A 24,480-nucleotide genomic window follows, 5' to 3' on the forward strand; every position below is an offset into this window, starting at 1 on the left:
ATTTGGGTGTGGTTGGCATGCCCGTGTCGTTAACGGGCAAGTCGGCGACCGCTGGCGTGCCCAGAATCCGCTCATGAGGGTCATTCACTGGAAATGTCGTTGCGGGTCGGTGTTATCTCGCCAAGCCATTTCCCCCTGATCGAGCGCGGTGGCGATGCAATTCTTCAATCCGGTCAATACGCAAACCTGGACCAATGGTCGGCATCAGGTGCGATGCGTCAAGGTCATTCAAGAGACCTGGAACGTCCGAACGTTCTGTTTCATGGCCGATCAGCCGCTGATGTTCTTCTTCAAACCGGGGCAGTTCGTCACTCTGGAGCTGGAGATCGCCGGCCAGCCCGTGATGCGCTCCTATACGATCTCCAGTTCGCCGTCGATTCCCTACAGCTTCTCGATTACCGTCAAGCGGTTGCCCGGCGGCTGGGTCTCCAACTGGCTTCATGACAATCTCAAGGTCGGTGAGCCGATGGTGGTCCACGGGCCGGTGGGCGATTTCAACGTTATCGACCACCCGGCGGAAAAGGTACTGATGCTGTCGGGCGGCGTCGGTATCACGCCGTTGATGTCGATGACGCGCTGGTTTTTCGATACCAACGCTGCCGTCGACCTGGAGTTCATCCATTGCGCCCAGGCGCCCAACGACATCATCTATCACCGTGAGCTGGTGCACATGTTCTCGCGGTTGCCGGAGTTCCGACTACATATCGTCTGCGAACGCAGCGATGAGCTCAGCCAAGCCTGGTCGGGATTCCGCGGTTACCTGACACGTCAGATGCTGATGCTGATGGCAGCAGACTATCTGGATCGAGAGGTATTCTGCTGTGGCCCCGCGCCGTTCATGAACGCGGTATGTCAGGTCCTGCAGGAAGATGGATTCGACATGTCGCGCTATCACCAGGAGTCTTTCGGGGCGACGCCACTGAGCGTTCAGGAAGACGTGCTGGAACTCGCCGAACAGGCGGAAGCCGATGCCGAAGAGGTGGATACCGCCGATCTGGTCCCTGTCGAATTTACCGGCAGCGGCAAGAGCATTCGCGTCAGCGAGAACGACACCATTCACTCGGCAGCGGCCAAACTCGGGCTGCATATCCCCAAGGCCTGCGGCATGGGGATTTGTGGCACCTGTCGGGTGATGAAGCTCGAAGGCGAGGTCGAGATGGAACACAACGGCGGTATCACCGAGGAAGACGAGGCCGAAGGCTTCATCCTCTCCTGCTGCTCGAAGCCGCGGGGGAAAGTCGTCATCGACTTCTAGGGCTGATGAACGTCGACGTTGCGAAACGTGGATCGGCGGGGCGGTTCGATATCGGGCTACGACCTATGGACCGCGTCGCTGTCGCCAAGGCATCACGGGAAGGCGTCGAAGGACAAGTCCTGCCACCACTGACAATCCTACGCTGTTCGGGTGCCATCGATGAGAGTCGAAGGCGCCCATGATCACGCCAACTGGAGTTTACGCCATGTCTTCAACCGCCAATCGCGGCGTCGTCTTTCGCGGCGCCGGCAAGGTTGCCGTCGAGAGCATTCCCTTTCCCGAGCTGGCATTGGGAAGCCGCCAGTGTCATCACGGCGTCATCCTCAAGGTTCTGACGACCAATATCTGTGGTAGCGACCAGCATATGGTCCGTGGCCGCACCACGGCGCCCGAAGGGTTGGTGCTGGGCCACGAGATCACCGGTGAGGTGATCGAATGTGGCCGTGACGTCGAATTCATCAAACAGGGCGATATCGTCTCGGTGCCGTTCAACGTCGCCTGCGGGCGTTGCCGTAACTGCCGACGCGGCGATACTCACATCTGCCTCAACGTCAACGGCGATCGCCCTGGCGGTGCCTACGGCTACGTCGACATGGGCGGTTGGGTCGGCGGACAGGCCGAATACGTGATGGTGCCCTATGCCGACTTCCAGCTGCTGGTCTTCCCCGACAAAGCGCAGGCGATGGAGAAGATTCTCGATCTCACGATGCTCTCGGATATCTTCCCCACCGGTTTCCATGGTTGCGTGACGGCAGGTGTGCAGCCGGGTTCGACGGTCTACATCGCTGGTGCGGGTCCGGTAGGGCTGGCGGCGGCGGTCTCCGCCCAACTGTTGGGTGCGGCCTGCGTGATCGTCGGTGACATGAACGACAAGCGCCTCGAGCAGGCACGCAGTTTTGGCTGCGAGGGGCTGGATCTCAAGCAGGACGCCAGTATGTCGGAACTGATCGAGTCGGTGCTGGGCGTGCCGGAAGTCGACGCCGCGGTGGATGCGGTGGGGTTCGAGGCCAACTGCCATGGCCACAATCATGCCCATGAGCAGCCGGCCACGGTGCTCAATGCCACCATGGAGATTACTCAGGCCGGGGGGCGGGTCGGCATTCCCGGGCTCTACGTGACAGAGGACCCTGGCGCCGAGAGCGAAGACGCCAAGCACGGCAATATCTCGATGAAGTTCGGTCTCGGCTGGGCCAAGGCGATGTCGTTCCATACCGGCCAGACGCCCGCCATGCGTTATCAGCGACAGCTCATGCAGGCGATTCTCCACGACAAGGTACAGATCGGCCGCGCGGTGAACGTCCAGACCATTGCACTGGACGAGGCCCCACAGGGTTACGCTGCCTTCGATGGCGGTGCAGCACAGAAATTCGTGATCGATCCACACGGCACGCTGGGATAGCGTCATTTTCGGGCCGCAAGGAGAGGTAGCCAGCGCCGGCTTTGGGGCGCGCTAGGAAACCGCCACAAGCCGGCTTCCGGACACCATCAAAACAACGGACGGCGCTTTCGAGCGCTGCCCGCTTTTTTTCTTTTGGCTGCATAAGCGATTGGCTGCGCACGCGATTGTCGGCAGAATCGGTCATCGACATGATGATGCAACAAGAACGCGACGAGAGCCGACCATGACCGAACCGATTCGCTGCCGCTGGGCGCAGACCCATCCGCTGAATGCCGAGTATCACGACGACGAGTGGGGCGTACCCGAGTACGACAGTCGCGCGCTATGGGAAAAGCTGATTCTGGATGGCTTTCAGGCGGGACTCTCCTGGCTGACCATCCTCAAGAAGCGCGACGCCTTCCGTGACGCTTTCGATGAGTTCGATCCCGAAAGGATCGCTCGATACGACGAGCATGACATCGAGCGTCTGATGGGAAATGCCGGCATCATACGCTCGCGATCCAAGATCGAGGCGACGATCGGCAACGCGCGTGCTTACCTCGCCATGCGGGACAACGGCGAAGACTTCTCCGAATTCCTGTGGGGCATGGTCGGCGGCCGGCCGATCCAACATTCTTTCGAAAACGACGGCCCCGTTCCTACGCAGACGCCGCTATCGCTGGAAATTTCCAAGACGCTCAAAAAGCGCGGCTTCAAGTTCGTGGGGCCAGTGATCGTCTATGCCTGGATGGAAGCCGTCGGCATGGTCAACGACCATGACGAGTCATGTCACCGCCGCAAGCCCGTGGCGGCGATGGAGTGATCGTTGAGCACCGAGGCCTTGCATCACGTTCAGTCCAGGCGTCCGTCGAACAGATTGCGAAACGCGACATAGCGAGTTTCGTGCATCTCCCTCGTTGCCGGGTCGGGCTCGAGTATGCCTTCGTCAGGCACGAGTTCACGGGCTACGGCCAGCAGATCCCCGTCCCGCTGCGATGCCATGGCGGCCACGGCGGCGCCTAGCAGCACGGGCTCCGGTGCTTCTGACAGTATCACGCGGCAGCCGGTGCCATCGGCGTAGAGTTTGCGTAGCAATGGCGAACGATTGTGGCCACCACTGAGGTGGAGCGTGTCGATGGCGTAGCCGTTAGCGTTCATGCGCTCGACGATGGCGCGAGTGCCATAGACCAGTGCCGTTGCCGTGGCCCAGTACACCTTGATCAAGGTCTCCCGCGGCGGTTCCAGCGTGAGTCCCACGATGGCGCCGCGAATGTCGGGGTCAGCCAGTGGCGAACGATTGCCGATGAAATCTGGACGAACGTGTAGGCCCGGTGCCGGGTCGCCTTCTTTGAGTCGTGCCAGTAGTAGTTCCGAGAGCGCCCCGTGCGGATCGTCGCCGAACTCACTGCCCGCGCTGAACAGAGCGACGATGTGGTCCAGCAGGGCGCCGGTCAGACTCTGGCCGCCCTCATTGGCGACGAATCCGTCGCAAAGGACGTCGGGGTAGGGCCCCCAAACCCCGGGAACTTCACGGCGATCCGGTTGGGCACCGATATGGCAGGTGGAGGTGCCGGCAATGACCGCCAATCGATGGGCCGAGTGTTCGTCGAGGCTACGCCCCAGCGTGCCCATGGCGCCAGCGTAGGCGTCTATCATGCCCACTGCGAAAAGACAGTCAGTGGTCAGCCCGAGGTCGGCCGCAGCTGTCTCGCTCAATTTTCCTAGCGGCTCGCCCACGGCAGCGGCTCGATCGGTGAGCGCGGCGCGCTCGAGCACGTCCTCCATATCGATCTGCGCGAGGAATCCCCGATCCCAGCCACGATTCGGGCGTGGATCGAAGGTCCATTTACAGGCCAGGGTGCAGACCGAGCGGCGATCGATGCCGGTGCAGTGATAGCCCAGCCAGTCGCCGAGGTCACCGGCGTAACCGATGCTGTCGTAGAGTTCCGGTCGGTTGCGCTTGAGCCACATCAGCTTGGGCATCTGCATCTCCGGCGACATCACCCCGCCGAGATTGGCCAGTGGTGTGGCCTGGGTCGCGGTACAGATCTCCGCCTCGGCCGTCGCTCGATGATCCATCCAGACGATAATGTTCCAGGGCTCGTCGCCAGGCGATAGCGCCAATGGCTCATGCTGACGGTCAAGTAGCGCCAGTGAACAGGTCGCGCTGACCGACATGCTTTTGACCTGAACCGGGTCGATATCCGCCTTGGCCACGGCGCGACGAGTGGCGTCGCAGATCGCCCGCCAGATATCGGTGGTGCTCTGTTCGACGTGGTGTTCGAGAGGACGGTGAATGGCGATCGGCGCCTTCGCCTCGCCCACTAGACTGCCGCGGTCGTCGAAGACTCCGACGCGAGCGCTGCCGGTGCCGATGTCGACGCCCAATGAATAATGTGTATTGGTCATGGTCGGCCTGTTCAAGAACGTTTGAGAAAGGGCATGCGCAGCGTCATCACGACGATCAGGAACGCGCCCCAGACGGCGGTGGCGAGATGCTGGCTGGCGCCCATCAGATTCATGCCCGAGGCGATTACCTGGAGGCTCATCAGACCCAGCACCAGCGGCAGCACGCGTCCGAAGCCGCCGAACGGATTGGCGCCGGCGAGGAAACAGGCTAATACCGTGATCAGCAGGTAACTCTCGCCATGGCCCACGCGGACGGAATTGAAACGCGCCAGCATCACCATGCCGGCGATCGCGGCCAGCAACCCGGAGAGGGTGTAGAGCACGATCAGCACGCGGCGCACATCGATACCCGAGTACTCGGTGGCACGCAGGTTGGAGCCGATCATATGGATCGAGAAGCCGGTGCGCGTGAACTGCATGAAGTAGGCGAGCCCGCCGGCGGACATCAGGAAGATCAACATCGGGATGGGGATGCCGATCAGAGTGCCGCTGCCGAGCCACTGAAAGCCGGCCGGCATACCGGAGATGCCGCCGCCACGGGTCAGGAATTCGCCAAGCCCCTGGAGGAAGATCATCGCGCCCAGCGAGACCAGAATCGGATGGGCGCCGACCCGCGCGACGATGACGCCGATCAGGAATCCGGCCGCGCTGCCGACGCCGAGACCGGCCCCGATACCCGCGACGATGCCGATCACGCCAGCGTCACCGAGGGCGTTTTGCACCAGCCAGGCCGTGGTCAGTCCCGCGATATTGGCGGTGAAGGTCACCGCGAGGTTCAGACCGCCGGAGATGATCGGCACGAGCATGGCCAGGGAAAGAAGACCGAGTTCAGGTAGCTGCACGGCCATCGAGCGAACGTTGACCGCGCTCAGAAAGCCGGGTGCCATCAGCGCGAAGAATGAGAAGCTCGCCACGAGCAGCAGCGCCATGATCCCGATCTCGAGCGTGTCGGCGCCGAGACGGAAGGCGTGACGGGGGGCTGATGCGGAACTCATGAGCGTGCCTCCTGGGAAATCGTGCGACGGGGCAGCAGCTTGTCGAGATTGCTGCAGGTGATCGCCGCGAGAATGATGAAGCCGACGATCATGCGGAAGGCATAGGGCGTCACGCCGAGCAGATTGAGCCCGTTCTGTACCACTGCCAGCAGCAGCACGCCGAGAAGCGCACCGGTCACCGAGCCCCGCCCCCCACCGAGCGTCGCGCCACCGAGGACCACGGCCGCGAGAATCGGCAGTTCCTGGCCGATCAGTGCGTTGGGCACCACCTCCTGCACGATGTGGGCCTGCATCAGCCCGGCGACGCCGGCGCAGAGACCCAGCCAGCCATAGGCGAAGGCGTGGATCATCCCCACCCGCACTCCCGAGCGCCTGGCGGCCTCCGGGCTGGAGCCGAAACCGTAAATGGCACGGCCGAACCCGGTGCGGGTGAGGATGAATCCGGTAGCGAGGCTCATCACGACCATCACCGCCACGGGGAGATAGAGCGTCGCGCTGCCTCGTGAGGCAGGCAGGTCGATCAGCGGAACCGAATAGTAGAGCCAGTCGGGGACATCGTAGATCGACACGCCGCCGGTGAAGACCATCAGCAGGCCGAAGTAGAGATTGAAGGTGCCGATGGTGACGATGATCGAAACGATGCGGAAACGATGAATCAGGAAGGCGTTGACCAGGCCGAGTAGGCTGCCCACGGCCATCGACAGGACGATGCCAAGCAACCAGTTGCCGCCGCCCATGTGGTCCATCAGTAGCGTCATGACCACGTACTGCACCACCGACGCCGCCACTGCGAACGAGATGTCGATGCCGCCGGCGATGAGTACCACCACCAGCCCGGCGGCGAAGATCATGTTCACGGATTGGTTGTTGAGCAGGTCAAACAGGTTCTGCGTCGTCAGAAAGGTATCCGTGGTCAAACCGAGAACCAGGCAGAGTGCGACGATGATCGCCGCCAGCACGCCCTCGGTGCCGAGGTGCAGTTTACGCATTGATGATCTCCTCGAGCGATGCCTCGGTGGTGGCGTTCGGCGCGAGCTCCCGGCTGACTCGGCCCGCCTTGAGCACCACGACGCGGTCCGAATTCATCCAAATCTCGCCGGCCTCGTCCGAAATGAGAATGATCGACATGCCCTCGTCGGCGAGCTGGCGAATGATCTCGAAGATGCCCGCCTTGGCTCCCACGTCGACGCCCACCGTGGGACAGTCGAGAATCAGCACATCGGGCTTGGTCGCCAGCCACTTGGCCAACACGATCCGCTGCTGGTTGCCCCCGGAGAGAGAAGAAACCGCGAGTTCGGCGTCGCTGACCTTGGTGCCGAGACGCCGAATCCACTCGGCGGTCAGCTCGCGAAGGCGTCGCGGAGCGAGAAAGCCCCGAGGTTGTTCCAGTTCGTCCAGTACCGTTACGGCGGTATTCATGTTGATCGATTGGTTCTGGACCAGTCCCAGATGCAGGCGGTCCTCGGAGACGTAGGCGATGCCGTTGCGAATGGCGTCCCGGTTGGAGCGCATTTTCAGCGGCTTGCCGTTCTTGCGTAGCTCCCCAGTGGTGGGGCGATTCATGCCGAATAGCACGTGGGCGAGTTCGGTGCGTCCTGCGCCCAGTAGCCCGGTAAGGCCCAGTATCTCGCCGCGATGCAGCGTCAGCGAGACGTCTTCGAACTCGCCGGTACGACTCAGATGGCGCAGTTCGAGCACGGGCTCGCCCGAGCAGGCGGCATGACGTGGGGTGAGCGTCAGTTCACGGCCGGTCATCAATTGTGACAGCCGGGTCTGAGTCATGCCCTCGGTCGGATAGGTCCCGACCAGGGCGCCATTGCGAAGTACGGTCACTCGCTGACAGACGGCCAGGACCTCCGCCAGGCGATGACTGACGAAGACGATGGAGATTCCCTGCGCGGAGAGCGAGCGGGTGATTTCGAGCAGGGTCTGCACTTCGTTGCGTGTCAGCGAGGCAGTGGGCTCGTCCATGAAAACGATTCGAGCACCGGCGCGCAGGACCCGGCAGATCGCCACCAACTGACGTCGTGCGATGGAGAGATCCTCGACCCGGGCATCGGGGTCGAGGGGAACCCCGAGTCGTTCGATCACCTCTCGCGCCTCGTGGCGGGCAGCTCGTCGGGAGAGCGGTCGGAAAGGGCTGGCCACGTAATCGTCGAAGACGATGTTCTCGGCAACGCTCAGGTGCGGGAACAGGGCCAGATCCTGCCAGATGACATGGATCCCGAGCGCGCGGGCGTCGTGAGGGGTGATGCGGCTTACGGCGTCGGCGTTGCCGAACGAGAACGCCGCTCCCGCTTCCGGGGTGTAGACCCCGTTGAGTATCTTGATCAGCGTGCTCTTGCCGCAGCCGTTCTCGCCGGCGAGGCAGAGCACTTCGCCACGACGAAGCTCGAAGGAAACGTCATCGAGTACCCGACTCTGGCCGAATACCTTGCTGACACGCTCCGCCCGCAGTGCGATGTCATCCATCGCTGTCTCTCCCGGAAGGCAAGATGAAGAAAGGCCGCGCGGACATCGCGCGGCGATGGGTCATGGATCGATTCAGAGACCGAGTTCGGCCAGTTCGTCGACCGTCTCCTCGTTCAGCTCCAGCGGCTTGGAGGCGAACAGGGTATGACCGTCGAGACGGACTTTACCCAGCACCGGCAGATCGTCGCCGTCGGTGATCTCGCCACCTTCGTAGAGTCTGTCGCCGAGCGCGACGAAAGCCTTGCCGGCTTCCAGCGGGCTCCACTGGAAGCCCCCAGTGATGACGCCCTCATGGACCAGGCGCCGCCCCTGACCGGGAGAGAACAGGCCCATGACCTGGATATCCCCGGCCAGACCTCGCTCCTTGACGGCTCGTGCTGCACCGATGGTGCCCTGGCTGCCGAAAGACATGATGCCGGCCAGATCCGGGTGGGCGCGGATCAAGTCCAATGTCGTGTTGCGGCTGTCGTCGACACTCTCTGCAACGCCGAAGCGGTCGGCGGCCTGCTTCATGTCCGGGCAGTTCTGATCGAGCCATTCGATGGCGGCATCGGCCCAGGCGTTGTGGGCAGGAACGTTGAGTCCGCCGACGTAGACGGCATAGGAGCCTTCGCAGCCGGTAGTGTCGGCGAGCAGCTTGGCGTGCTCTTCACCCAGTTGCTGAGCGGAGATCATCTCGAAGTCGTAGTCGATGTTCTCGGAGTCGGGACTTTCATGGGTGAGGACGATGATGCCCTGGTCGCGCGCTTTCTTGAGCACCGGCTCGAGAACCTCGCGATCGTTGGGGACCACGCCGATGACATTGACGCCACGGGCAATGAGATCTTCCACGGCACGCACCTGCAGCGCGGGGTCGGCGCTGGTCGGTCCGATCATGTAGGCATCGACGCCGAGCTCGTCGCCCATCTCCTCGATGCCTTGTTCCATAGCGTTGAACCACGGTATCCCGCCGACCTTGGCCACGACCGCGATGGTGGGTTTGTCTTGAGCCTGCGCCATGCCGGCACTGCCGACGATGCCCGCGAGAACGGTCGCGGCGAGATATAAATTGCGTTTCATGATCGGGTTCCCCGTCGTTGGTGGTCCGACAGCGCAGCCTTGTTCAGCGGTTATCACCAAAGTCGCTTATGAATGCGCAATCGGTTGTGCAACTATTCGTTTCTGCATCGATCAGGTCAATGCTACTTTTGATCTACCGAAGGGGAGGGCCCAAGTGTCGATCGAGCAATCCAGAAAGCTGACGATTTACGATCTTGCAAGATTGGCGAAATCCTCGCCGAGTACCGTCAGCGCCGTCCTTAACGGAACGTGGCAGCGGCGTCGAATCAGTCGAAAGCTGGCTCAGCGAATTCTCGATCTGGCCGAGCGCGAGGGTTACTCGACCAATATGCAGGCGCGTGCGCTGAGACGAGACCGCTCCGGCATTCTCGGCATGATCCTGCCGTTGTACGACAACCGCTACTTCAGTTCGATTGCCCAGGTATTCGAAGCCGAGGCTCGACGGAGAGGCGCTTTCACCATTGTTTCCTGTACCAACCGCGACCCGGCGCAGGAGCGCGAGGCGGCGCGGATGATGCTGGCCTATCGCGTTGAACATCTGATTTGTACCGGTGCGACGAATCCTGACGTCATCGCCGAGATGTGTGGCGGCGCGGGCATCGCCAGCCTTAACCTCGACTTGCCGGGTACGGCCGCGCCTTCGGTGATATCTGCCAATCGCGAGGGGGCGCGCCGTCTGACCGATGCGCTGCTCGACCGTCTCGAGGAGAAGCAGACCGATGGGGAGCGCGTGCTATTCATCGGCGGGCGAGCTGAAGATCACAACACCCGGGAACGTATCGAGGGCTTTCGCCAGGCCCGTGAGGGGCGCGGGCTGACCACGGAGGCCACGGATATCGTCCCTTGCGACTACGCCGCCGAGAAGGCCCAGGCAGCGCTCGAGGCCTACGTCGGTCGTGAAGGCCGGCTGCCCGCCGCGATGTTCGTCAACTCGACGATCTCTCTGGAAGGTATCGTCCGCTGGCTGCGCCTAGGTGACCATGACATGAACGACATCATCATGGGCTGCTTCGACTGGGACCCTCTGGCGGCGGCCTTTCATCCGAGACTGATCATGATGCGCCAGGACGTTCCCACGATGATTGCGCGTCTTTTCGACTGGATCGATACCCCACCCGAGGACCCGACGATACGCCTGGAAGTCATGCCGGAAATCATCGGTGATCCCACGGCGACCTGAGTGGCCGGATAGTCATCCGCTTCTCGTCCATGCGCTGCTGCCCGTACCGACCCTCGAACGAAAGGGAGCAGTCGACCCTGTCGCAAATCGCATCGTCATGTCGCAAACACGCTTGAGCGTGACGTCGCAGAGCATCATGCCCCCCAAGGCGGACGATAACATCGCGGAAAATCATCGATCCGATGATCGATACCGCCGTCCGCCGAGGCGTAGAGAGGGGCTCATGCAACGCTATTCCGGTTTCAGTCTGGTCAAACACGCGCTCAGTCATCACGAGAACTGGCAGCGTCATTGGCGTAACCCGACCCCGAAAAAAGAGTATGACGTGATCATCGTCGGTGGCGGTGGGCACGGCCTGGCTACCGCCTATTATCTCGCCAAGCAGCACGGAATCACCAACGTGGCGGTGATCGAGAAAGGCTGGCTTGGCGGTGGCAATACGGCGCGTAATACCACGATCGTGCGCTCGAACTATCTGTGGGATGAGTCCGCCGCACTCTACGAGCATTCGATGAAGCTGTGGGAGGGGCTTTCGCAAGACCTCAACTACAACGTGATGTTCTCACAGCGTGGTGTGCTCAACCTCGGCCACACCTTGCAGGACATGCGTGATATTCAACGCCGCGTCCACGCCAACCGTCTCAACGGCATCGACGGCGAGGTGGTCACGCCCGCTCAGATCAAGGAGATCGAGCCGGCGCTGGATACCTCCGAGCGTGCCCGCTATCCGATTCTCGGCGCGTCGTGGCAGCCGCGCGGCGGGGTGGCGCGACACGATGCGGTGGCTTGGGGGTTCGCCCGTGGCGCCGATGCACGCGGTGTCGATCTGCTTCAGCAGACCGAGGTCACGGGCTTCAAGATCCTCGATGGCAAGGTCGTAGGTGTCCATACCAATCGGGGGGATATCGGTGCCAGGACGGTGGGCTGCGTCACCGCGGGAAACTCCGGCGTGCTGGCGAAGATGGCGGGTTTCCAGCTACCGGTAGAGTCGCACCCCCTACAGGCGCTGGTATCCGAACCGCTCAAGCCGATTCTCAACACCGTGACCATGTCCAATCATGTGCACGGTTATATCAGCCAGTCCGACAAGGGCGATCTGGTGATCGGCGCGGGTATCGACGGCTACCTTGGCTATGGTCAACGCGGCAGTTTTTCGGTGGTGGAGCACACGTTGCAAGCGATCATCGAGATGTTCCCGATGTTCTCCCGTGTCCGCATGAATCGACAGTGGGGCGGTATCGTCGATACCACGCCGGATGCCTGCCCGATCATCTCCAAGACGCCGGTACAGGGGCTTTTCTTCAACTGTGGCTGGGGGACCGGTGGCTTCAAGGCGACTCCGGGCTCCGGCAATGTCTTCGCCTGGACGCTGGCCCACGGGCAAGCGCATCCGATCGCCGCGCCGTTCTCGATCGATCGATTCAGAACCGGCGCGCTCATTGATGAACACGGCGCCGCGGGCGTAGCCCACTGAAGGAGACTGGCGATGTTTCATATCTACTGCCCTTATTGCGCCGAGTATCGCGAGGAGGAGGAATTTCATCCCAAGGGGCAGGCGCACATTGCGCGTCCGGCGGACCCGACGGCGACTTCCGACGATACCTGGGGCGAATACCTTTTCTTTCGCGACAATCCTCGCGGCGTGCACCACGAACTGTGGGTCCATGCGGTGGGCTGTCGCAAGTTCTTCAACATCACTCGGGATACACGCAGCTATGCGATCCTGGAGACCTATCGCATGGGCGATCAGCCTAGCGTGACGGCTGAGTCCATGATTCTTGCCGAGCGAGATGCCGAGTGCGGAGTCACCTCAACCGCGACGATGCAGGGAGTGCCGTCATGAGTTCTACCCAATCCTTCCGCCTGGCATCGGAGAGTGGAGTCGGCAGCCAAATCGATTGCGACAAGCCATTATCGTTTATCTTCAATGGCAAGTCTTACCCGGGCTATGCCGGCGATACGCTGGCCTCGGCGCTGCTCGCCAACGGCGTCGACGTGGTCAATCGCAGCTTCAAGTATTCGCGACCCCGAGGCATCGTCGCCGCTGGCGCGGAAGAGCCCAATGCTATCGTTCAACTGGGCTCGAGCGAGGCGGCTCAGGTGCCCAACGTTCGAGCCACGCAGCAAACGCTCTTCGATGGGCTGACCGCACGTAGCACCAACGGCTGGCCGGATGCTCAGCGCGACATGATGGGACTGATCGGCAAGCTGGGCGGACCATTCATGCCGGTCGGGTTTTACTACAAGACCTTCAAGGCCCCGGCGTCGATGTGGCTGACCTACGAGAAATATATCCGCAAGGCGGCCGGGCTGGGTCGGGCGCCGACCGAGAGCGATCCGGACATCTACGATCATATGAATCGCCACTGCGAAGTGCTGGTGATCGGCGCCGGCCCGGCCGGGCTGATGGCGGCGCTGGCCGCCGCATCGAGTGGCGTCCGCGTGATCCTGTGTGACGAGCAGCCGGTGTTCGGTGGCTCGCTACTGGATAGCGCCGAGACGATCGACGGCATGGCCGCATTCGATTGGGCCCTTGATGCCGTCGAGCGCCTGGCGGCGCTGGAAAACGTCACGCTGCTGCCGCGTACCACGGCCAACGGTTATTTCGATCACAACTTCGTGACGCTGCACGAGCGGCGAACCGAACACCTCGGCGATACTGCGCCGACACTCGATGGACGGCGGCAGCCGCGCTCGCGTCTACACCGGATACGGGCGCGTCACGTGGTGCTGGCAAGCGGTGCTCACGAGCGACCGCTGGTTTACGCCGGCAATGACGTGCCGGGCAATCTGGTGGCCGGTGCGCTGTCGACGTATATCCGGCGTTATGCCGTGCGGCCCGGCAAGCGGTTGGTGCTTTCCACCACCAATGACTACGCCTATCGGACGGCGCTGGACTGGCAGAACGCTGGTGGCGAGGTTGTCGCGGTCGCCGATGCTCGCGCCAATCCCGACGGCGAGCTGGTCGAGCGGGCGAAAGCGGCCGGGATCAGGATTATATCCGGTAGTGCAGTGGTCGAGGCGACCAGCGATCGTAAGGGACACCGGGTCAACGGCGCGCGAGTTGCCGCTATCGACATCGAGGGGTTCCGCGTCAGCGGTGAAGTAGAGTTGCTCAACTGCGATACCGTCGCCACGTCCGGCGGATACAGCCCGGTGGTGCATCTGGCCGCGCACACCGGCGTGCGGCCGGTTTGGCGCGACGATATCCTCGGCTTCGTGCCGGGGCAGACGATTGCAGCATTCGAAGGCTTCGGCGTGGTCGGTGCGGCGGCGGGTGTCTATGCGGCCGCGGGAGTGTTCGAAAGCGCTGTGACGCAGGTCAAACGAGCGCTCGCAAGTGACGGTATCGATGCCGAGGAAGTGCAGATTCCCATCGTCGAGACTTTCCGCGAAGGAGCGGCCGTCGCGATGTACCAGGTTCCCCACGACAAGCCGACCATGCGCGCGCCCAAGCAGTTCGTCGATCTACAGAACGACGTCACCGCCGCGGCGATCGAACTGGCGACGAAAGAGGGCTTCGAGTCGATCGAGCACGTCAAACGCTACACGGCGATGGGGTTCGGTACCGACCAGGGCAAGCTGGGCAATATCAACGGCATGGCGATTACCGCGCGATGTCTGGGTCAGACCATTCCCCAGACCGGGACCACGGTATTCCGGCCCAACTACACGCCGGTCAATTTCGGCGCCATCGTTGGCCGCCATTGCCGGGAGCTGTTCGACCCCGAACGCTATACCGCCATGCACCAGTGGCACGTTGAACATGGGGCCAAATTCGAAGACGTCGGTCAGTGGAAACGCCCCTGGTACTATCCACAAAAACGCCGCGAACGCGCTGATGGCAAGCTCGAATCGATGCACGAGGCCGTCGTACGGGAATGTCGGGCCGTGCGCGAAAAAGTCGGCGTGCTCGACGCCTCGACCCTGGGCAAGATCGATATCCAGGGGCCGGACGCGCGGGAATTCCTGGGCCGAATCTACACCAACGGCTGGGAAAAGCTGGCGGTGGGCAAAGCGCGCTACGGGCTGATGTGCAAGGACGACGGCATGGTGATGGACGATGGCGTCACCACCTGTCTCGCCGACAATCATTTCCTGATGACCACCACGACCGGCGGCGCGGCGGCGATCCTCGAGTGGCTGGAACTCTGGCACCAGACCGAATGGCCTGAGCTTGAGGTCTACTTTACCTCGGTGACCGATCACTGGGCGACGATGACGCTGACGGGACCGGAGGCGAGAAACCTGCTTTCCGAGCTGACCGACATCGATCTCGATCGCGACAGCTTCAAGTTCATGGAGTGGCGGGAAGGTATCGTGGCCGGCGTGCCCGCGCGGGTCTACCGGATCTCGTTTACCGGGGAACTGTCGTTCGAGGTCAACGTACAGGCAAACTATGCCATGCAGGTCTGGGAGGCGCTGTTCGACCATGGCGAAAAGTACGGACTGACCCCTTATGGTACCGAGACCATGCACGTGCTGCGTGCCGAAAAAGGCTTCATCATCGTCGGCCAGGATACAGATGGCTCGATGACGCCGGAAGATCTCGGCATGCACTGGTGTGTCGGCTACAACAAACCCTACTCGTGGATCGGCAAGCGCGCACTGACGCGTTCCGATACCCGACGCGAAGATCGCAAGCAACTGGTGGGCCTCAAGCCGTTAGAAGCGAACGTGGTACTGGAAGAGGGCGCCCAGATCGTCCTCGATCCCAAGCAGGCCATTCCGATGCGCATGGTGGGCCATGTGACCTCCAGCTACTACAGCCCGACGCTTGAGCACGGCTTCGCGCTGGCTGTGGTCAAGGGCGGGCATAAGCGTCTGGGCGAGAAAGTCTATCTGCCGATGCCGGATGGTGTGACCCACGTGGCCGAAGTGGTCGGCTCGATTTTCTATGACCCGAAAGGGCAACGTCAGAATATTTGAGGGAAGCGCCAACATGCCCAGATTCGCTTATTTCGATCCGCACCCTGCGCAAGCGGTCACCACGCAGTCGCCTTTGCACCATTTCGTAGCCTCGGCGTCGGGCGAGGGATCCGCTGTCGCGCTACGCGAGCATGCATTCCTCGATCATCTGATTCTGCGTGGCGAGCCGGCCGTCATGATCGATGTCGTGCAGTCTGTCCTGGGGCTGACGCTGCCGACCGAACCCCAGACTCTGGTTCTGGGCGATGCCGGTTCATTGCAATGGCTATCGCCCGATGAATGGTTGCTGATCGTCGCGGCTGGCGACGGCTTCCGGCTTCAACGTGCACTGTGCGAGGCGCTGGGGAAATCTCACTTCAGCATCGTCGATGTCAGCGGCGGGCAAACGGTTCTCGAGCTTCATGGAGAATGCGCTGTAGCGGTTCTGATGAAATCTACCGTCTATGACGTCGATCCCGGACGTTTTCCCGTCGGCAAGGGGGTCACCAGCGTCTTCGCCAAGGCGACGGCCGTGATCCGACGTGTCGGTGAGGAGCGGTGGGAACTGATCGTGCGACGAAGTTTCGCTGATTACTGCCTGCGCTGGTTGCTGGATGCCGGCGAGGAGTACGGTATTGACTATCAGCCGGCCAAGGCTCGAGTGGCGTCGGCGAGAAAGTCGGCCTCGAATATGGAGGCGGTGTCGTGAGCGGCGCGCGCGATGTCTGGGTGCTGGCGGCGCAGTGCCCCAGCCGGCTGGGTACGGTGGATGTCGTCACCCGGTTTCTGAAAGAGCAGAGCTGTTACATCACCGAGTTGCACTCCTTCGATGATTATCAGGGTGGGCAGTTCTTCATCCGTGCAGCATTTCGCCCGGAAATCGCCGACTTTTCCGAGTCGGCTTTCCGGGACCGTTTCGAGGCGCGGGCGACGGAATTCGGCATGACGTTCGAACTGATGGCGCCGGACTATCGGTTGCCGGTCGTGATCATGGTCTCGAAGGCGGACCATTGCCTGAACGATCTGCTGTACCGCTATCGCACCGATCAATTGGCGATAGACGTGCGCGCCATCGTCTCCAACCATCCGGATCTGGAACCGCTGGCGAGCTGGCACGGGTTGCCGTACCACTATCTGCCGATCACGCCGGAGACGAAGTTGGATCAGGAAGCTGCCGTTCGGCACGTGGTACAAGAGAGCGGCGCGGAGCTTGTCATCCTGGCGCGTTACATGCAGGTGCTGTCGCCGGCGTTGTGCCATGAGTTCGCCGGGCGAGCGATCAATATTCATCATTCGCTGCTGCCGGGCTTCAAGGGGGCGAAGCCTTACCATCAGGCCTACGAAAAAGGCGTCAAGCTGGTCGGCGCGACGGCGCATTACATCAATGACGATCTCGACGAGGGGCCGATCATCGCCCAGGGGGTCGAGGCCGTGGATCATAGCCATTATCCGGAAGACCTGGTGGCGCGGGGGCGCGATATCGAATGCCTGACCTTGGCCCGGGCCGTTCGCTTCCATCAGGAAAAACGCGTTTTTCTGCACGGGGGGCGTACGGTGGTGTTGACGGGCTGACCCGCACGCCAAGTCATCGTGGATACCAGTTTCCGCGCTTGCTTACGTCAAGGCTTCAAGACACAATGCGACCAGCACGGAAGGGGAGTATCCCGCGGGCAGGATCAAGCAATCCTCCCCGGCGATGACGTCGTCAGCACGGACCATATGTCCCGGCGTTATCGGTCACACTGGCATCCACACCTTGGCAAGCCAGTGTGACGGGAGAGACTTTCGGTGACGTTCACCGTCTACCGGAGGTTCCTCTATGCACGTACCCGTCTGGGTGTGGCTGGCGACTATCGCTGGCATTGCCGCGCTGTTCATCTTCGACTTTTACGCCCACGTGCGTAAGCCCCATGATCCCACTTTCAGGGAAGCGGCTTGGTGGTCGGTCTTCTTCATTGCCTTGGCGGCGGTTTTTGGTGGTGGTCTCTGGTGGGTTTGGGGTGCGCAACACGGCGCCGAGTATTTTGCGGGCTTCATTACCGAAAAAAGCCTGTCCGTCGATAATCTCTTCGTCTTCCTGATCATCATGTCCAAGTTTGCGGTGCCGCGTGCCTATCAACAGAAGGCGCTGCTGATCGGCATCGTGATCGCATTGATTCTGCGGGGCATCTTCATTGCTGTCGGCGCGGCGGCCATCGCGCAGTTCAGTTGGGTGTTCTATCTGTTTGGGCTGTTCCTGCTCTATACCGCATTTCAACTGGTGCGCGAAGGGGGCGGAGGGCATGACGAAAACGAAGAGTACGAGCCCAATGCGATCGTTCGCTGGATCCAGAAGCGCCTGCCGGCAACCGACGAATTCGATCGAGATCGCTTGCTGACGGTCAAGAACGGCAAGCGTCTGGTGACGCCGCTGTTCATGGTGGTCGTGGCGCTGGGGATGACCGACGTGCTGTTCGCGCTGGATTCGATTCCTGCGATCTACGGGCTGACCAAGGAGCCCTATATCGTCTTCACCACCAACGCCTTCGCATTGCTGGGCCTGCTCCAGCTCTACTTCCTGTTGGGTGGTCTGTTGACCCGTCTGGTCTACCTGAGCCTGGGGCTGTCGTTCATTCTGGCGTTCATCGGCGTCAAGCTGATCGTCGAGGCGATGCATACCAATAGCCTGCCGTTCATCAACGGCGGCCAACCGCTGCACCTGGTTCCGGAAATCCCGATCTGGCTGTCGATGACGATCATTCTCGGCACCCTGGTAATCACCACCGTGGCCAGCCTGATCAAGAGCCGGAATCTGAAGTCGTCGCCGTCACATCAGGAGTGACGGCGCCGTAAATCCGATGGAGCAGGCCCCGCATCGATTGCATGGGTATCGCGGCCTCCGGTCCCGGCGGAAACATGCCGGACCGGAAGCCTTGATCCAGGAAGCCTTGAAGCAGCGCCGGGTCGTCGCTGATGATATGCATCGGCACGTCTCTACCGGGAGTGTTGCCGATGATCGCGGGCGCAGCCTGGTGGTCGCCGAGGACCATCATCAGCGTGTGATCGCGCTGATGGTCTGGGTCGAGACCATCTTTTCCAAGATTGTCCTTTCCAAAATAGCGTCGAGCAAAGCCGCTGGCCGCCTGCAGCGCATAGTCGATGGCCGGGCCATAGTTTCGGCGCATCGCCTCGGTGTCCTGCCACAGCGAAGCATAGTCCTCCCCGGCAACTTGCCAACGATCGAACACCCTTCCGTCGCGGATCGTCGACCAGTCGTCGATCATGTCGATGATTGGTGACCAAGGCGCGTGGCTAGAGAGCGTGGCCAGCTCGGTGAAGGTCGGGCCTTGGTGACGTGACAGCACGTAATCCTCCACCCTCTGCCAGGTGAACTGATCCGGCATGTTGGCCCAACCCATCGAAGGCCCCTGATAGTCCATGCTGTCAGAGGTGTGGATTTGGTCGTAACCGTAAAGACTGCCTTCCGGCCAGTTCCGGGTAATGCCTGGCATGATGGCGACGGTGTCGTGGCCGGTCGCCTTGAAATCGTCGATCATGGTCGAGTGCTGGCTGTTGATCATCAGCTCGAAGCGCAGCTGTGACGTCACCGGCAGGCCGCTGGTGAACGTGGCGTGATTGAGCCAGGACTGTCCACCCAGGGTGGCCGCGGTGACGCGCCCGGTGACGACCGCTAGCCCGGCGGCCGCGAGCTGGCTCTCCACTATCTCGAGGCGTGGCTGAATCTCGGTCCTGAACGGCTCGCGCTCGATGGCCGCCACGCCGTAGGACTCGATGAACCCCAGGATGACGTCGGTATTGGCCAGCCCCGGCAGAGGCTGGCCGCCGGGTGCCGCGTAGGCGTGGTTATCGTTGTATAGCTGGCGGCCGAACGTCGTCAGGGCCTGGCGCGTCTCCCGTGCGCGCTGCCATTCGAACGTCACGAAACTGGCCGCGGGATGGCCGATCCTGGCCATCCATCCCGGGGCGTCGTCATCATGCAGCGTGTCGATGCGTGCGAGGCCGACTCCGCCCACCAGGATCAACAGCAGAGCCAGCCCGCGCGACGTATTGCGAGCATGGAAGCCTTGCAGCAGTCTGGTCAGTACCAGACCCAGGGCGAACAGGGCTAGGCCGACGACCAGCAGCCCGCCGATCGCCAGCGGCAGACCGAGATTGGTCACGATTAGTTCGATCAGAACCGGAACCAGCTTGAGATCGGTATAGAGATTCAGCGATCGCCCCTGCATGGTCTGGGTCAGGGCGTCGCCCGCGGCGCCGAGGACGACCGTTAGAACCAGAATCGCAATCAGGCCGGCTACCCAGTGTCGCCAGCGCGCGGGTGGCAACAGGGCCATCAGTCCGATGATCAGTGGGGCTTCGAGCGCGATCCAGTGTCGGGGTGGAAGCCCGGCCCACGGCAGTTCCGGTGTCAGCAGCAGGATATCGAGTAACACCAGCGCCAGTAACAGATGTCCGCGAGGTGTCCGGAATTGAGAGAACATCAGAGCTCGTCCTTGAGTCGAGTTGGGCGCTGCGAAGTCAACATGACGCTGATCCATGGCCGTCGGATGAGTGAATGTCGGATCCGTTCATCGACCTACGCAGCGGGCAAGCTTGCGGATGGCACGTTAGACTGGGCATCGAGAATTTCGAATCCAGACCGGGATGACCGGGCGACGAGGACGATCCTATATGGCATCTGCGCAAGAATTGATCATTGAACCGACCGATGGGCGAAAGGCCGATGCCTGCGTCATTCTGCTTCATGGCCTGGGTGCGGATGGTCACGATTTCGAGCCTTTGGTACCGGCGTTGGGATTGCCGACCACGTTGGCCGTGCGATTCGTGCTGCCCCATGCGCCGCAACTGCCGGTCACCGTCAACGGCGGCATGACGATGTCGGCATGGTACGACATTCTGGAGATGAATCTTGGCCGCCGAGTCGATGTCGACCAACTGCGAGCGTCTGCGGAACGTATCCATGCCCTGATCGATGACCAGATCGCGGCTGGTATCGACAGCCGTCGCATCGTGATTGCCGGCTTCTCCCAGGGCGGAGCGGTCGCCTACGAGGCAGCGCTCTCCTATCCGCAGCCATTGGCCGGGCTACTGGCGCTATCGACCTACTTCGCTACCGCCGATAGCATTGATCTGGCCGAGGCCAACCGTCGGCTGCCGATCGAGGTGAATCACGGTTCGGCCGATCCGGTGGTTCCCGAGTCGCTGGGTCGCGAAGGCGCCGAGCGGGTCGAGTCGCTCGGTTATCCGGTCAATTACCGTACCTACGAAATGGGGCATAGCCTGTGCCCGGAACAGGCACAGGATATCGCAGCCTGGCTGACCGCCAGGCTCGAATGAGCGAAGCCCCTCGTCAACGGAGCCTTTCATGAACAGCATGGATAGTCTCGAGCACGGAGACGACCGACGTCTGTCCAGCCCGGCAGCCCAGCGCAACCGCGAACCGATTCTGGCAGTACTACGGTCGGTATTGCCGCAGACGGGGCGAGTGCTGGAAATCGCCAGCGGTAGCGGCGAACACGCGGTCTATTTTGCTCGCCATCTTGCACCGCTGTGTTGGCAGCCGACTGACCCTAGCGAGACGGCATTGGCGTCGATCGCCGCCTGGCGAGATAGAGAAGCGCTGGACAATCTTGCGGCGCCGGTTCGCCTGGATGTAACCGGGAAGTGGCCGGTACTGCCGGATCTGGCGGCTGTCATCTGCATCAATATGCTGCACATCTCGCCCTGGGCTGCGAGCGAGGCCCTGTTCGCCGCGGCCGGTCGCCAGCTTCCCGTTGGCAGTATACTCATCGTCTACGGTCCTTTCCGTCGCGACGGCGAGCACACCGCGCCCAGCAACGCGGCTTTCGATGAAGATCTCCGCTCGCGTGACCCGCGGTGGGGCATTCGCGATCTCGAAATGGTCCAGGCGCTGGCGGTCGACAATGGGTTCACCTGCGAGACGGTCCATGAATTGCCGGCAAACAATCTCTGTGTCGTCTGGCGACGCTGAGCTCGCCCCGATTCATGACGTTCGGAGATGCCGCCGCAGTGGCCTATAACTCGACTACACTCAACGCAGACGTCCAACCGACATTGATCGACGTTCAGCGATTAACGTTCAACGGTTAACAAGGAGTGACACCGTGTCAGATTTTTCCGAAGAGTTTCGCATGCCCAAGGGATGCCCCAACTGTGGCAACCATATGATGAAGGTCTCGCAGGCCAAATCACCGGATGATCAGGTGTACTGCACGTCCTGCAATACGGAAGTCTGCGCGTGGGAAGAGGCTGAGCGAATCCTGGCAGAGACGCCGCGCAGCGAGTCCGAGCAGTTGATCGAGGATGTCATGAACAATAAGAAGCCTTCCGAGGATGATGATCGATAGCGGTGACGATAACTCATCATGAAAACGCCCTGGCCAAGCCAGGGCGTTTTACGTTCGGTGGACAATGAGGGAAAGAGACTAAATAGGGGGCAGAGAGGCTACAGTAGCTCCTCCGCGGCCAGCGCGAGTCTCGAGCGCTCGACGCTTTTCAGGGTGATATGACCGGCATGCGGCCAGTCACGGAAGCGTTCCACAACGGCTGCCATGCCACAGCTGTTGGCCGTCAGGTAGGGTGTATCGATCTGTCCCACGTTGCCCAGACAGACGATCTTGGTATTGCGTCCGGCGCGGGTAATCAGAGATTTAAGTTGTTTGGGGGTGAAATTCTGGGCCTCGTCGATGATCAGGAAAGTGTCGTTGAGCGTGCGTCCGCGCATGAACGTAGGGGAGCGGATCTGCACGCGAGAGCCGATCAGTTGCCGGGTCGCGCCATCGTTCCAGCTCGACGAGCCCTCACGCTCGTCGCGTAACAGGTTGTCCATGTTGTCGTGGAAGGCGCCCATCCACGGCGACATCTTCTCTTCCTCGGTCCCCGGTAGAAAACCGATATCTTCCCCCATGGGAATCGGCGCCCGGGTGAAAACGATGCGCTCGAACTGTTTACCGTCCAGCGTTTGCTGCAGGGCGGCTGCCAGGGTCATGAAGGTCTTGCCGGTACCGGCGCTGCCGGCGAGGGTGAGGAAGTCGATGGACGGATCCATCAACAGGTTGAGGGCGAAGTTCTGACGGCTGTCGTGCGCATGCACGCCCCAGACACCGCCGTGATGACGATAGTTGGTCAGCAGCTGCAGGGTAGCCTTGTGCGGCCCGTGTCCACGTACGATCGCCTCGAATTCCGCACCGTTGTCGCTATCGGAGACGAGCATCCCCACGTGCCAGTCTTCGGGGATGCGGCCCTCGAGATGATAGAAAGTATGGCCATCGGTACGCTCGACCATCACCTCCACATCCAACGATTCCCATAGGCTGTGACCGTCGCGGCCGGCATCGGCGTAGACTTTCGCGCCTTCGATCATGGCGTCGAGATCGTCGAACGCCTTGTCATTGAGATAGTCTTCGACCGGCACGTTGAGGGCCGCGGCCTTGACCCGCAGGTTGATGTCCTTGGTGACCAGCGTGACGGAGGCATCGGGGCGTTCATCGCGTAGCCGACAGGTTTCGGCAAGGATGCGGTTGTCCGGAGAGTTCTCCAGCGTCTCCAGCGGAGCCAGATCCTGGTAACAGAGAAAGCGCAGCCGGCCGGCCGGGCCGCCGGTGATTCGGGGAATGGGGATGCCTTGCTGAATTTCCTGCGGGGTCACGTGGGCAGTTAGATCGGACAGAGTGCGGCTGATCTGGCGTGCCGTTCTCGCGATCTCGCGCATTCCATTTTTGTGTTTGTCGAGCTCCTCGAGCACGGTCATGGGGATGACGACGTCATGCTCTTCGAAGTGATAGAGGGCTGCTGGGTCGTGAATCAGGACATTGGTGTCCAGTACGTAGAGCCTGTTCGCTTTCTTGTCGATTCGTACCATCGGCAAAAGCACTCCTGTGAGTTCAAGGCTTCTCGACCCTGACGGAGTGCGGTGACAGACCGCTATCAGCCGACTCATTCCGTCAGTGCCACGATCGTTCGAACGTAAAGACTGTGTCGGCTTTACCTCTCTGACGGATGAAGTCAATACCAGAATGGCTCGATGCGATCCAAAGTGCACCCCTTTTTGCGTGTTGGCATCGAAAATAATCATTGCCTATCGACAGGGCATGAGCCGGCGAATTACCACGCTCCAGTTGGAATCGGCTTGCAGCGCCGCAATAATGGGCCTTCAATCCCGAGGAGCCGATTCATGGATCGAGCCATTGCACCGATCAATCGCTTCGATGTCGAAGACGTCGAACGAATCGAGGATCAGCAGCTGTATTCAGGTTTCTTCGGACTGGAAAAACGTCGTTTGCGTCATCGCCAATTCAACGGCGAGTGGAGCGAGACGATTGATCGCGAGGTTCATGTTCGCCGGGATGCGGTGGGCGTACTACTCTACGATCCAGCCTGCGACAAGGTCGTTCTAGTCGAGCAGATTCGCGCAGGCGCCCTGGATGATGCCGTCTCGCCGTGGAAGCTGGAGCCGGTCGCCGGATTGGTGGAAGCAGGGGAAACCCCCGCGGATGTGGCTCGCCGGGAGGCGCAGGAGGAGGCGGGCTGCGACATCACCGAGCTGATCGAGCTCCATCGTTACTACCCAAGCCCAGGCGCCTGTACCGAACAGGTCACCCTGTTCTGTGGTCTGATCGACAGTACGGGGATCGGCGGCGTACACGGTGTGGAAGACGAACACGAGGATATTCTGGTTCACGTCATGTCGTTTCCCGAGGCCTGGGATCGACTGATGGCGGGACAATTGGACAATGCCATGGCGTTGATTGGCTTTCACTGGCTGGCACGCGAGCGAGCCACCCTGAGAGCCAAGGTCTAGCGC

The 24,480-nt window shown here is 61.5% G+C and carries 21 protein-coding genes; 14 read left to right on the forward strand and 7 right to left on the reverse strand.

Annotation, left to right across the window (positions count from 1 at the left end):
* The first annotated feature begins 154 nt into the window (after window positions 1-154).
* From DOM27_RS08345 to DOM27_RS08355, 3 genes are all read left to right on the forward strand, one after another.
* Complete coding sequence (locus DOM27_RS08345) at window positions 155-1,255, forward strand: FAD-binding oxidoreductase (protein WP_425353288.1); 1,101 nt, start codon at window positions 155-157, stop codon at window positions 1,253-1,255.
* Window positions 1,256-1,460: 205 nt separating this feature from the next.
* On the forward strand, window positions 1,461-2,654 hold the full coding sequence (gene fdhA, locus DOM27_RS08350) for a formaldehyde dehydrogenase, glutathione-independent (protein ID WP_110655573.1): 1,194 nt from the start codon (window positions 1,461-1,463) through the stop codon (window positions 2,652-2,654).
* A 223-nt stretch (window positions 2,655-2,877) separates the two neighbouring features.
* A complete protein-coding gene (locus tag DOM27_RS08355; protein ID WP_110655574.1) occupies window positions 2,878-3,456 on the forward strand; it encodes a DNA-3-methyladenine glycosylase I in 579 nt (192 codons plus the stop codon).
* Window positions 3,457-3,485: 29 nt separating this feature from the next.
* Here the strand turns inward: DOM27_RS08355 and DOM27_RS08360 are convergent, their stop codons facing one another.
* The 5 genes from DOM27_RS08360 to DOM27_RS08380 form a co-directional block, all read right to left on the reverse strand.
* Window positions 3,486-5,042, reverse strand: a complete 1,557-nt coding sequence (locus DOM27_RS08360) for an FGGY-family carbohydrate kinase (protein ID WP_110655575.1) — start codon at window positions 5,040-5,042, stop codon at window positions 3,486-3,488.
* Window positions 5,043-5,053: 11 nt separating this feature from the next.
* Window positions 5,054-6,037, reverse strand: a complete 984-nt coding sequence (locus DOM27_RS08365) for an ABC transporter permease (protein ID WP_110655576.1) — start codon at window positions 6,035-6,037, stop codon at window positions 5,054-5,056.
* Window positions 6,034-7,026: an ABC transporter permease gene (locus DOM27_RS08370; RefSeq protein WP_110655577.1), complete on the reverse strand. Its 993-nt coding sequence runs from the start codon at window positions 7,024-7,026 to the stop codon at window positions 6,034-6,036. The genes DOM27_RS08365 and DOM27_RS08370 overlap by 4 nt, the downstream gene beginning before the upstream one ends.
* Window positions 7,019-8,509, reverse strand: coding sequence for a sugar ABC transporter ATP-binding protein (locus tag DOM27_RS08375; RefSeq protein ID WP_110655578.1), 1,491 nt, complete (start codon window positions 8,507-8,509; stop codon window positions 7,019-7,021). The genes DOM27_RS08370 and DOM27_RS08375 overlap by 8 nt, the downstream gene beginning before the upstream one ends.
* A 72-nt stretch (window positions 8,510-8,581) precedes the next feature.
* The gene (locus DOM27_RS08380; RefSeq protein ID WP_110655579.1) at window positions 8,582-9,568 is read right to left on the reverse strand and encodes a substrate-binding domain-containing protein; all 987 of its coding nucleotides are present in this window, start codon (window positions 9,566-9,568) and stop codon (window positions 8,582-8,584) included.
* 154 nt (window positions 9,569-9,722) lie between these two features.
* Here DOM27_RS08380 and DOM27_RS08385 point away from each other — a divergent pair, with 154 nt between their 5' ends.
* The 7 genes from DOM27_RS08385 to DOM27_RS08415 all read left to right on the forward strand — a co-directional run bounded on the left by DOM27_RS08385 (window position 9,723) and on the right by DOM27_RS08415 (window position 18,477).
* A complete protein-coding gene (locus DOM27_RS08385; RefSeq protein ID WP_245392645.1) occupies window positions 9,723-10,748 on the forward strand; it encodes a substrate-binding domain-containing protein in 1,026 nt (341 codons plus the stop codon).
* A gap of 223 nt (window positions 10,749-10,971) precedes the next feature.
* Window positions 10,972-12,222 carry a sarcosine oxidase subunit beta family protein gene (locus tag DOM27_RS08390; protein ID WP_110656402.1) on the forward strand — a complete coding sequence of 417 codons (1,251 nt, stop codon included), beginning with the start codon at window positions 10,972-10,974 and terminating at the stop codon, window positions 12,220-12,222.
* A 12-nt stretch (window positions 12,223-12,234) separates the two neighbouring features.
* Complete coding sequence (locus DOM27_RS08395) at window positions 12,235-12,591, forward strand: sarcosine oxidase subunit delta (RefSeq protein WP_110655581.1); 357 nt, start codon at window positions 12,235-12,237, stop codon at window positions 12,589-12,591.
* The gene (locus DOM27_RS08400) at window positions 12,588-15,677 is read left to right on the forward strand and encodes a sarcosine oxidase subunit alpha family protein (RefSeq protein WP_110655582.1); all 3,090 of its coding nucleotides are present in this window, start codon (window positions 12,588-12,590) and stop codon (window positions 15,675-15,677) included. Before DOM27_RS08395 ends, DOM27_RS08400 begins: the two co-directional genes overlap by 4 nt.
* A 13-nt stretch (window positions 15,678-15,690) precedes the next feature.
* Entirely contained in the window at window positions 15,691-16,365 is a 675-nt protein-coding gene (locus DOM27_RS08405) for a sarcosine oxidase subunit gamma (RefSeq protein ID WP_110655583.1), read from the forward strand.
* Window positions 16,362-17,228: a formyltetrahydrofolate deformylase gene (gene purU / locus DOM27_RS08410; protein ID WP_110655584.1), complete on the forward strand. Its 867-nt coding sequence runs from the start codon at window positions 16,362-16,364 to the stop codon at window positions 17,226-17,228. Before DOM27_RS08405 ends, purU begins: the two co-directional genes overlap by 4 nt.
* Before the next feature lie 247 nt (window positions 17,229-17,475).
* Window positions 17,476-18,477 carry a TerC family protein gene (locus DOM27_RS08415; protein WP_110655585.1) on the forward strand — a complete coding sequence of 334 codons (1,002 nt, stop codon included), beginning with the start codon at window positions 17,476-17,478 and terminating at the stop codon, window positions 18,475-18,477.
* Here the strand turns inward: DOM27_RS08415 and DOM27_RS08420 are convergent.
* Window positions 18,434-20,137, reverse strand: a complete 1,704-nt coding sequence (locus tag DOM27_RS08420) for an LTA synthase family protein (protein ID WP_110655586.1) — start codon at window positions 20,135-20,137, stop codon at window positions 18,434-18,436. The two genes, DOM27_RS08415 and DOM27_RS08420, sit on opposite strands and share 44 nt — an antisense overlap.
* A gap of 190 nt (window positions 20,138-20,327) precedes the next feature.
* Here DOM27_RS08420 and DOM27_RS08425 point away from each other — a divergent pair, with 190 nt between their 5' ends.
* The 3 genes from DOM27_RS08425 (at window position 20,328) to DOM27_RS08435 (ending at window position 22,024) form a co-directional block, all read left to right on the forward strand.
* Entirely contained in the window at window positions 20,328-20,993 is a 666-nt protein-coding gene (locus DOM27_RS08425) for an alpha/beta hydrolase (RefSeq protein ID WP_110655587.1), read from the forward strand.
* 28 nt (window positions 20,994-21,021) lie between these two features.
* Window positions 21,022-21,648: a DUF938 domain-containing protein gene (locus DOM27_RS08430; protein WP_110655588.1), complete on the forward strand. Its 627-nt coding sequence runs from the start codon at window positions 21,022-21,024 to the stop codon at window positions 21,646-21,648.
* Window positions 21,649-21,781: 133 nt separating this feature from the next.
* Entirely contained in the window at window positions 21,782-22,024 is a 243-nt protein-coding gene (locus tag DOM27_RS08435) for a hypothetical protein (RefSeq protein WP_110655589.1), read from the forward strand.
* Window positions 22,025-22,122: 98 nt separating this feature from the next.
* On the opposite strand, the gene DOM27_RS08440 is transcribed toward DOM27_RS08435, so the two are convergent.
* Window positions 22,123-23,538 carry a PhoH family protein gene (locus DOM27_RS08440; protein WP_110655590.1) on the reverse strand — a complete coding sequence of 472 codons (1,416 nt, stop codon included), beginning with the start codon at window positions 23,536-23,538 and terminating at the stop codon, window positions 22,123-22,125.
* Between the two features lie 312 nt (window positions 23,539-23,850).
* On the opposite strand from DOM27_RS08440, the gene DOM27_RS08445 reads away from it, so the two are divergent.
* Window positions 23,851-24,477 carry an NUDIX domain-containing protein gene (locus tag DOM27_RS08445; RefSeq protein WP_110655591.1) on the forward strand — a complete coding sequence of 209 codons (627 nt, stop codon included), beginning with the start codon at window positions 23,851-23,853 and terminating at the stop codon, window positions 24,475-24,477.
* Window positions 24,478-24,480 lie beyond the last annotated feature (3 nt).

It is taken from the genome of Salinicola halimionae (assembly GCF_003206065.1).
GTDB classification, from domain to species: Bacteria; Pseudomonadota; Gammaproteobacteria; order Pseudomonadales; family Halomonadaceae; genus Salinicola; species Salinicola halimionae.

Bases quoted from the DNA above. Each gene is read 5' to 3' on its own strand.
- DOM27_RS08360 (WP_110655575.1), bottom strand. From the start codon at position 5,042: ATGACCAATACACATTATTCATTGGGCGTCGACATCGGCACCGGCAGC.
- DOM27_RS08380 (WP_110655579.1), bottom strand. From the start codon at position 9,568: ATGAAACGCAATTTATATCTCGCCGCGACCGTTCTCGCGGGCATCGTC.
- DOM27_RS08395 (WP_110655581.1), top strand. From the start codon at position 12,235: ATGTTTCATATCTACTGCCCTTATTGCGCCGAGTATCGCGAGGAGGAG.
- DOM27_RS08445 (WP_110655591.1), top strand. From the start codon at position 23,851: ATGGATCGAGCCATTGCACCGATCAATCGCTTCGATGTCGAAGACGTC.
- DOM27_RS08345 (WP_425353288.1), top strand. From the start codon at position 155: ATGCAATTCTTCAATCCGGTCAATACGCAAACCTGGACCAATGGTCGG.
- DOM27_RS08425 (WP_110655587.1), top strand. From the start codon at position 20,328: ATGGCATCTGCGCAAGAATTGATCATTGAACCGACCGATGGGCGAAAG.
- DOM27_RS08370 (WP_110655577.1), bottom strand. From the start codon at position 7,026: ATGCGTAAACTGCACCTCGGCACCGAGGGCGTGCTGGCGGCGATCATC.
- DOM27_RS08430 (WP_110655588.1), top strand. From the start codon at position 21,022: ATGAACAGCATGGATAGTCTCGAGCACGGAGACGACCGACGTCTGTCC.
- DOM27_RS08400 (WP_110655582.1), top strand. From the start codon at position 12,588: ATGAGTTCTACCCAATCCTTCCGCCTGGCATCGGAGAGTGGAGTCGGC.
- DOM27_RS08420 (WP_110655586.1), bottom strand. From the start codon at position 20,137: ATGTTCTCTCAATTCCGGACACCTCGCGGACATCTGTTACTGGCGCTG.
- DOM27_RS08405 (WP_110655583.1), top strand. From the start codon at position 15,691: ATGCCCAGATTCGCTTATTTCGATCCGCACCCTGCGCAAGCGGTCACC.
- DOM27_RS08390 (WP_110656402.1), top strand. From the start codon at position 10,972: ATGCAACGCTATTCCGGTTTCAGTCTGGTCAAACACGCGCTCAGTCAT.
- DOM27_RS08355 (WP_110655574.1), top strand. From the start codon at position 2,878: ATGACCGAACCGATTCGCTGCCGCTGGGCGCAGACCCATCCGCTGAAT.
- DOM27_RS08415 (WP_110655585.1), top strand. From the start codon at position 17,476: ATGCACGTACCCGTCTGGGTGTGGCTGGCGACTATCGCTGGCATTGCC.
- DOM27_RS08440 (WP_110655590.1), bottom strand. From the start codon at position 23,538: ATGGTACGAATCGACAAGAAAGCGAACAGGCTCTACGTACTGGACACC.
- DOM27_RS08375 (WP_110655578.1), bottom strand. From the start codon at position 8,509: ATGGATGACATCGCACTGCGGGCGGAGCGTGTCAGCAAGGTATTCGGC.
- fdhA (WP_110655573.1), top strand. From the start codon at position 1,461: ATGTCTTCAACCGCCAATCGCGGCGTCGTCTTTCGCGGCGCCGGCAAG.
- DOM27_RS08365 (WP_110655576.1), bottom strand. From the start codon at position 6,037: ATGAGTTCCGCATCAGCCCCCCGTCACGCCTTCCGTCTCGGCGCCGAC.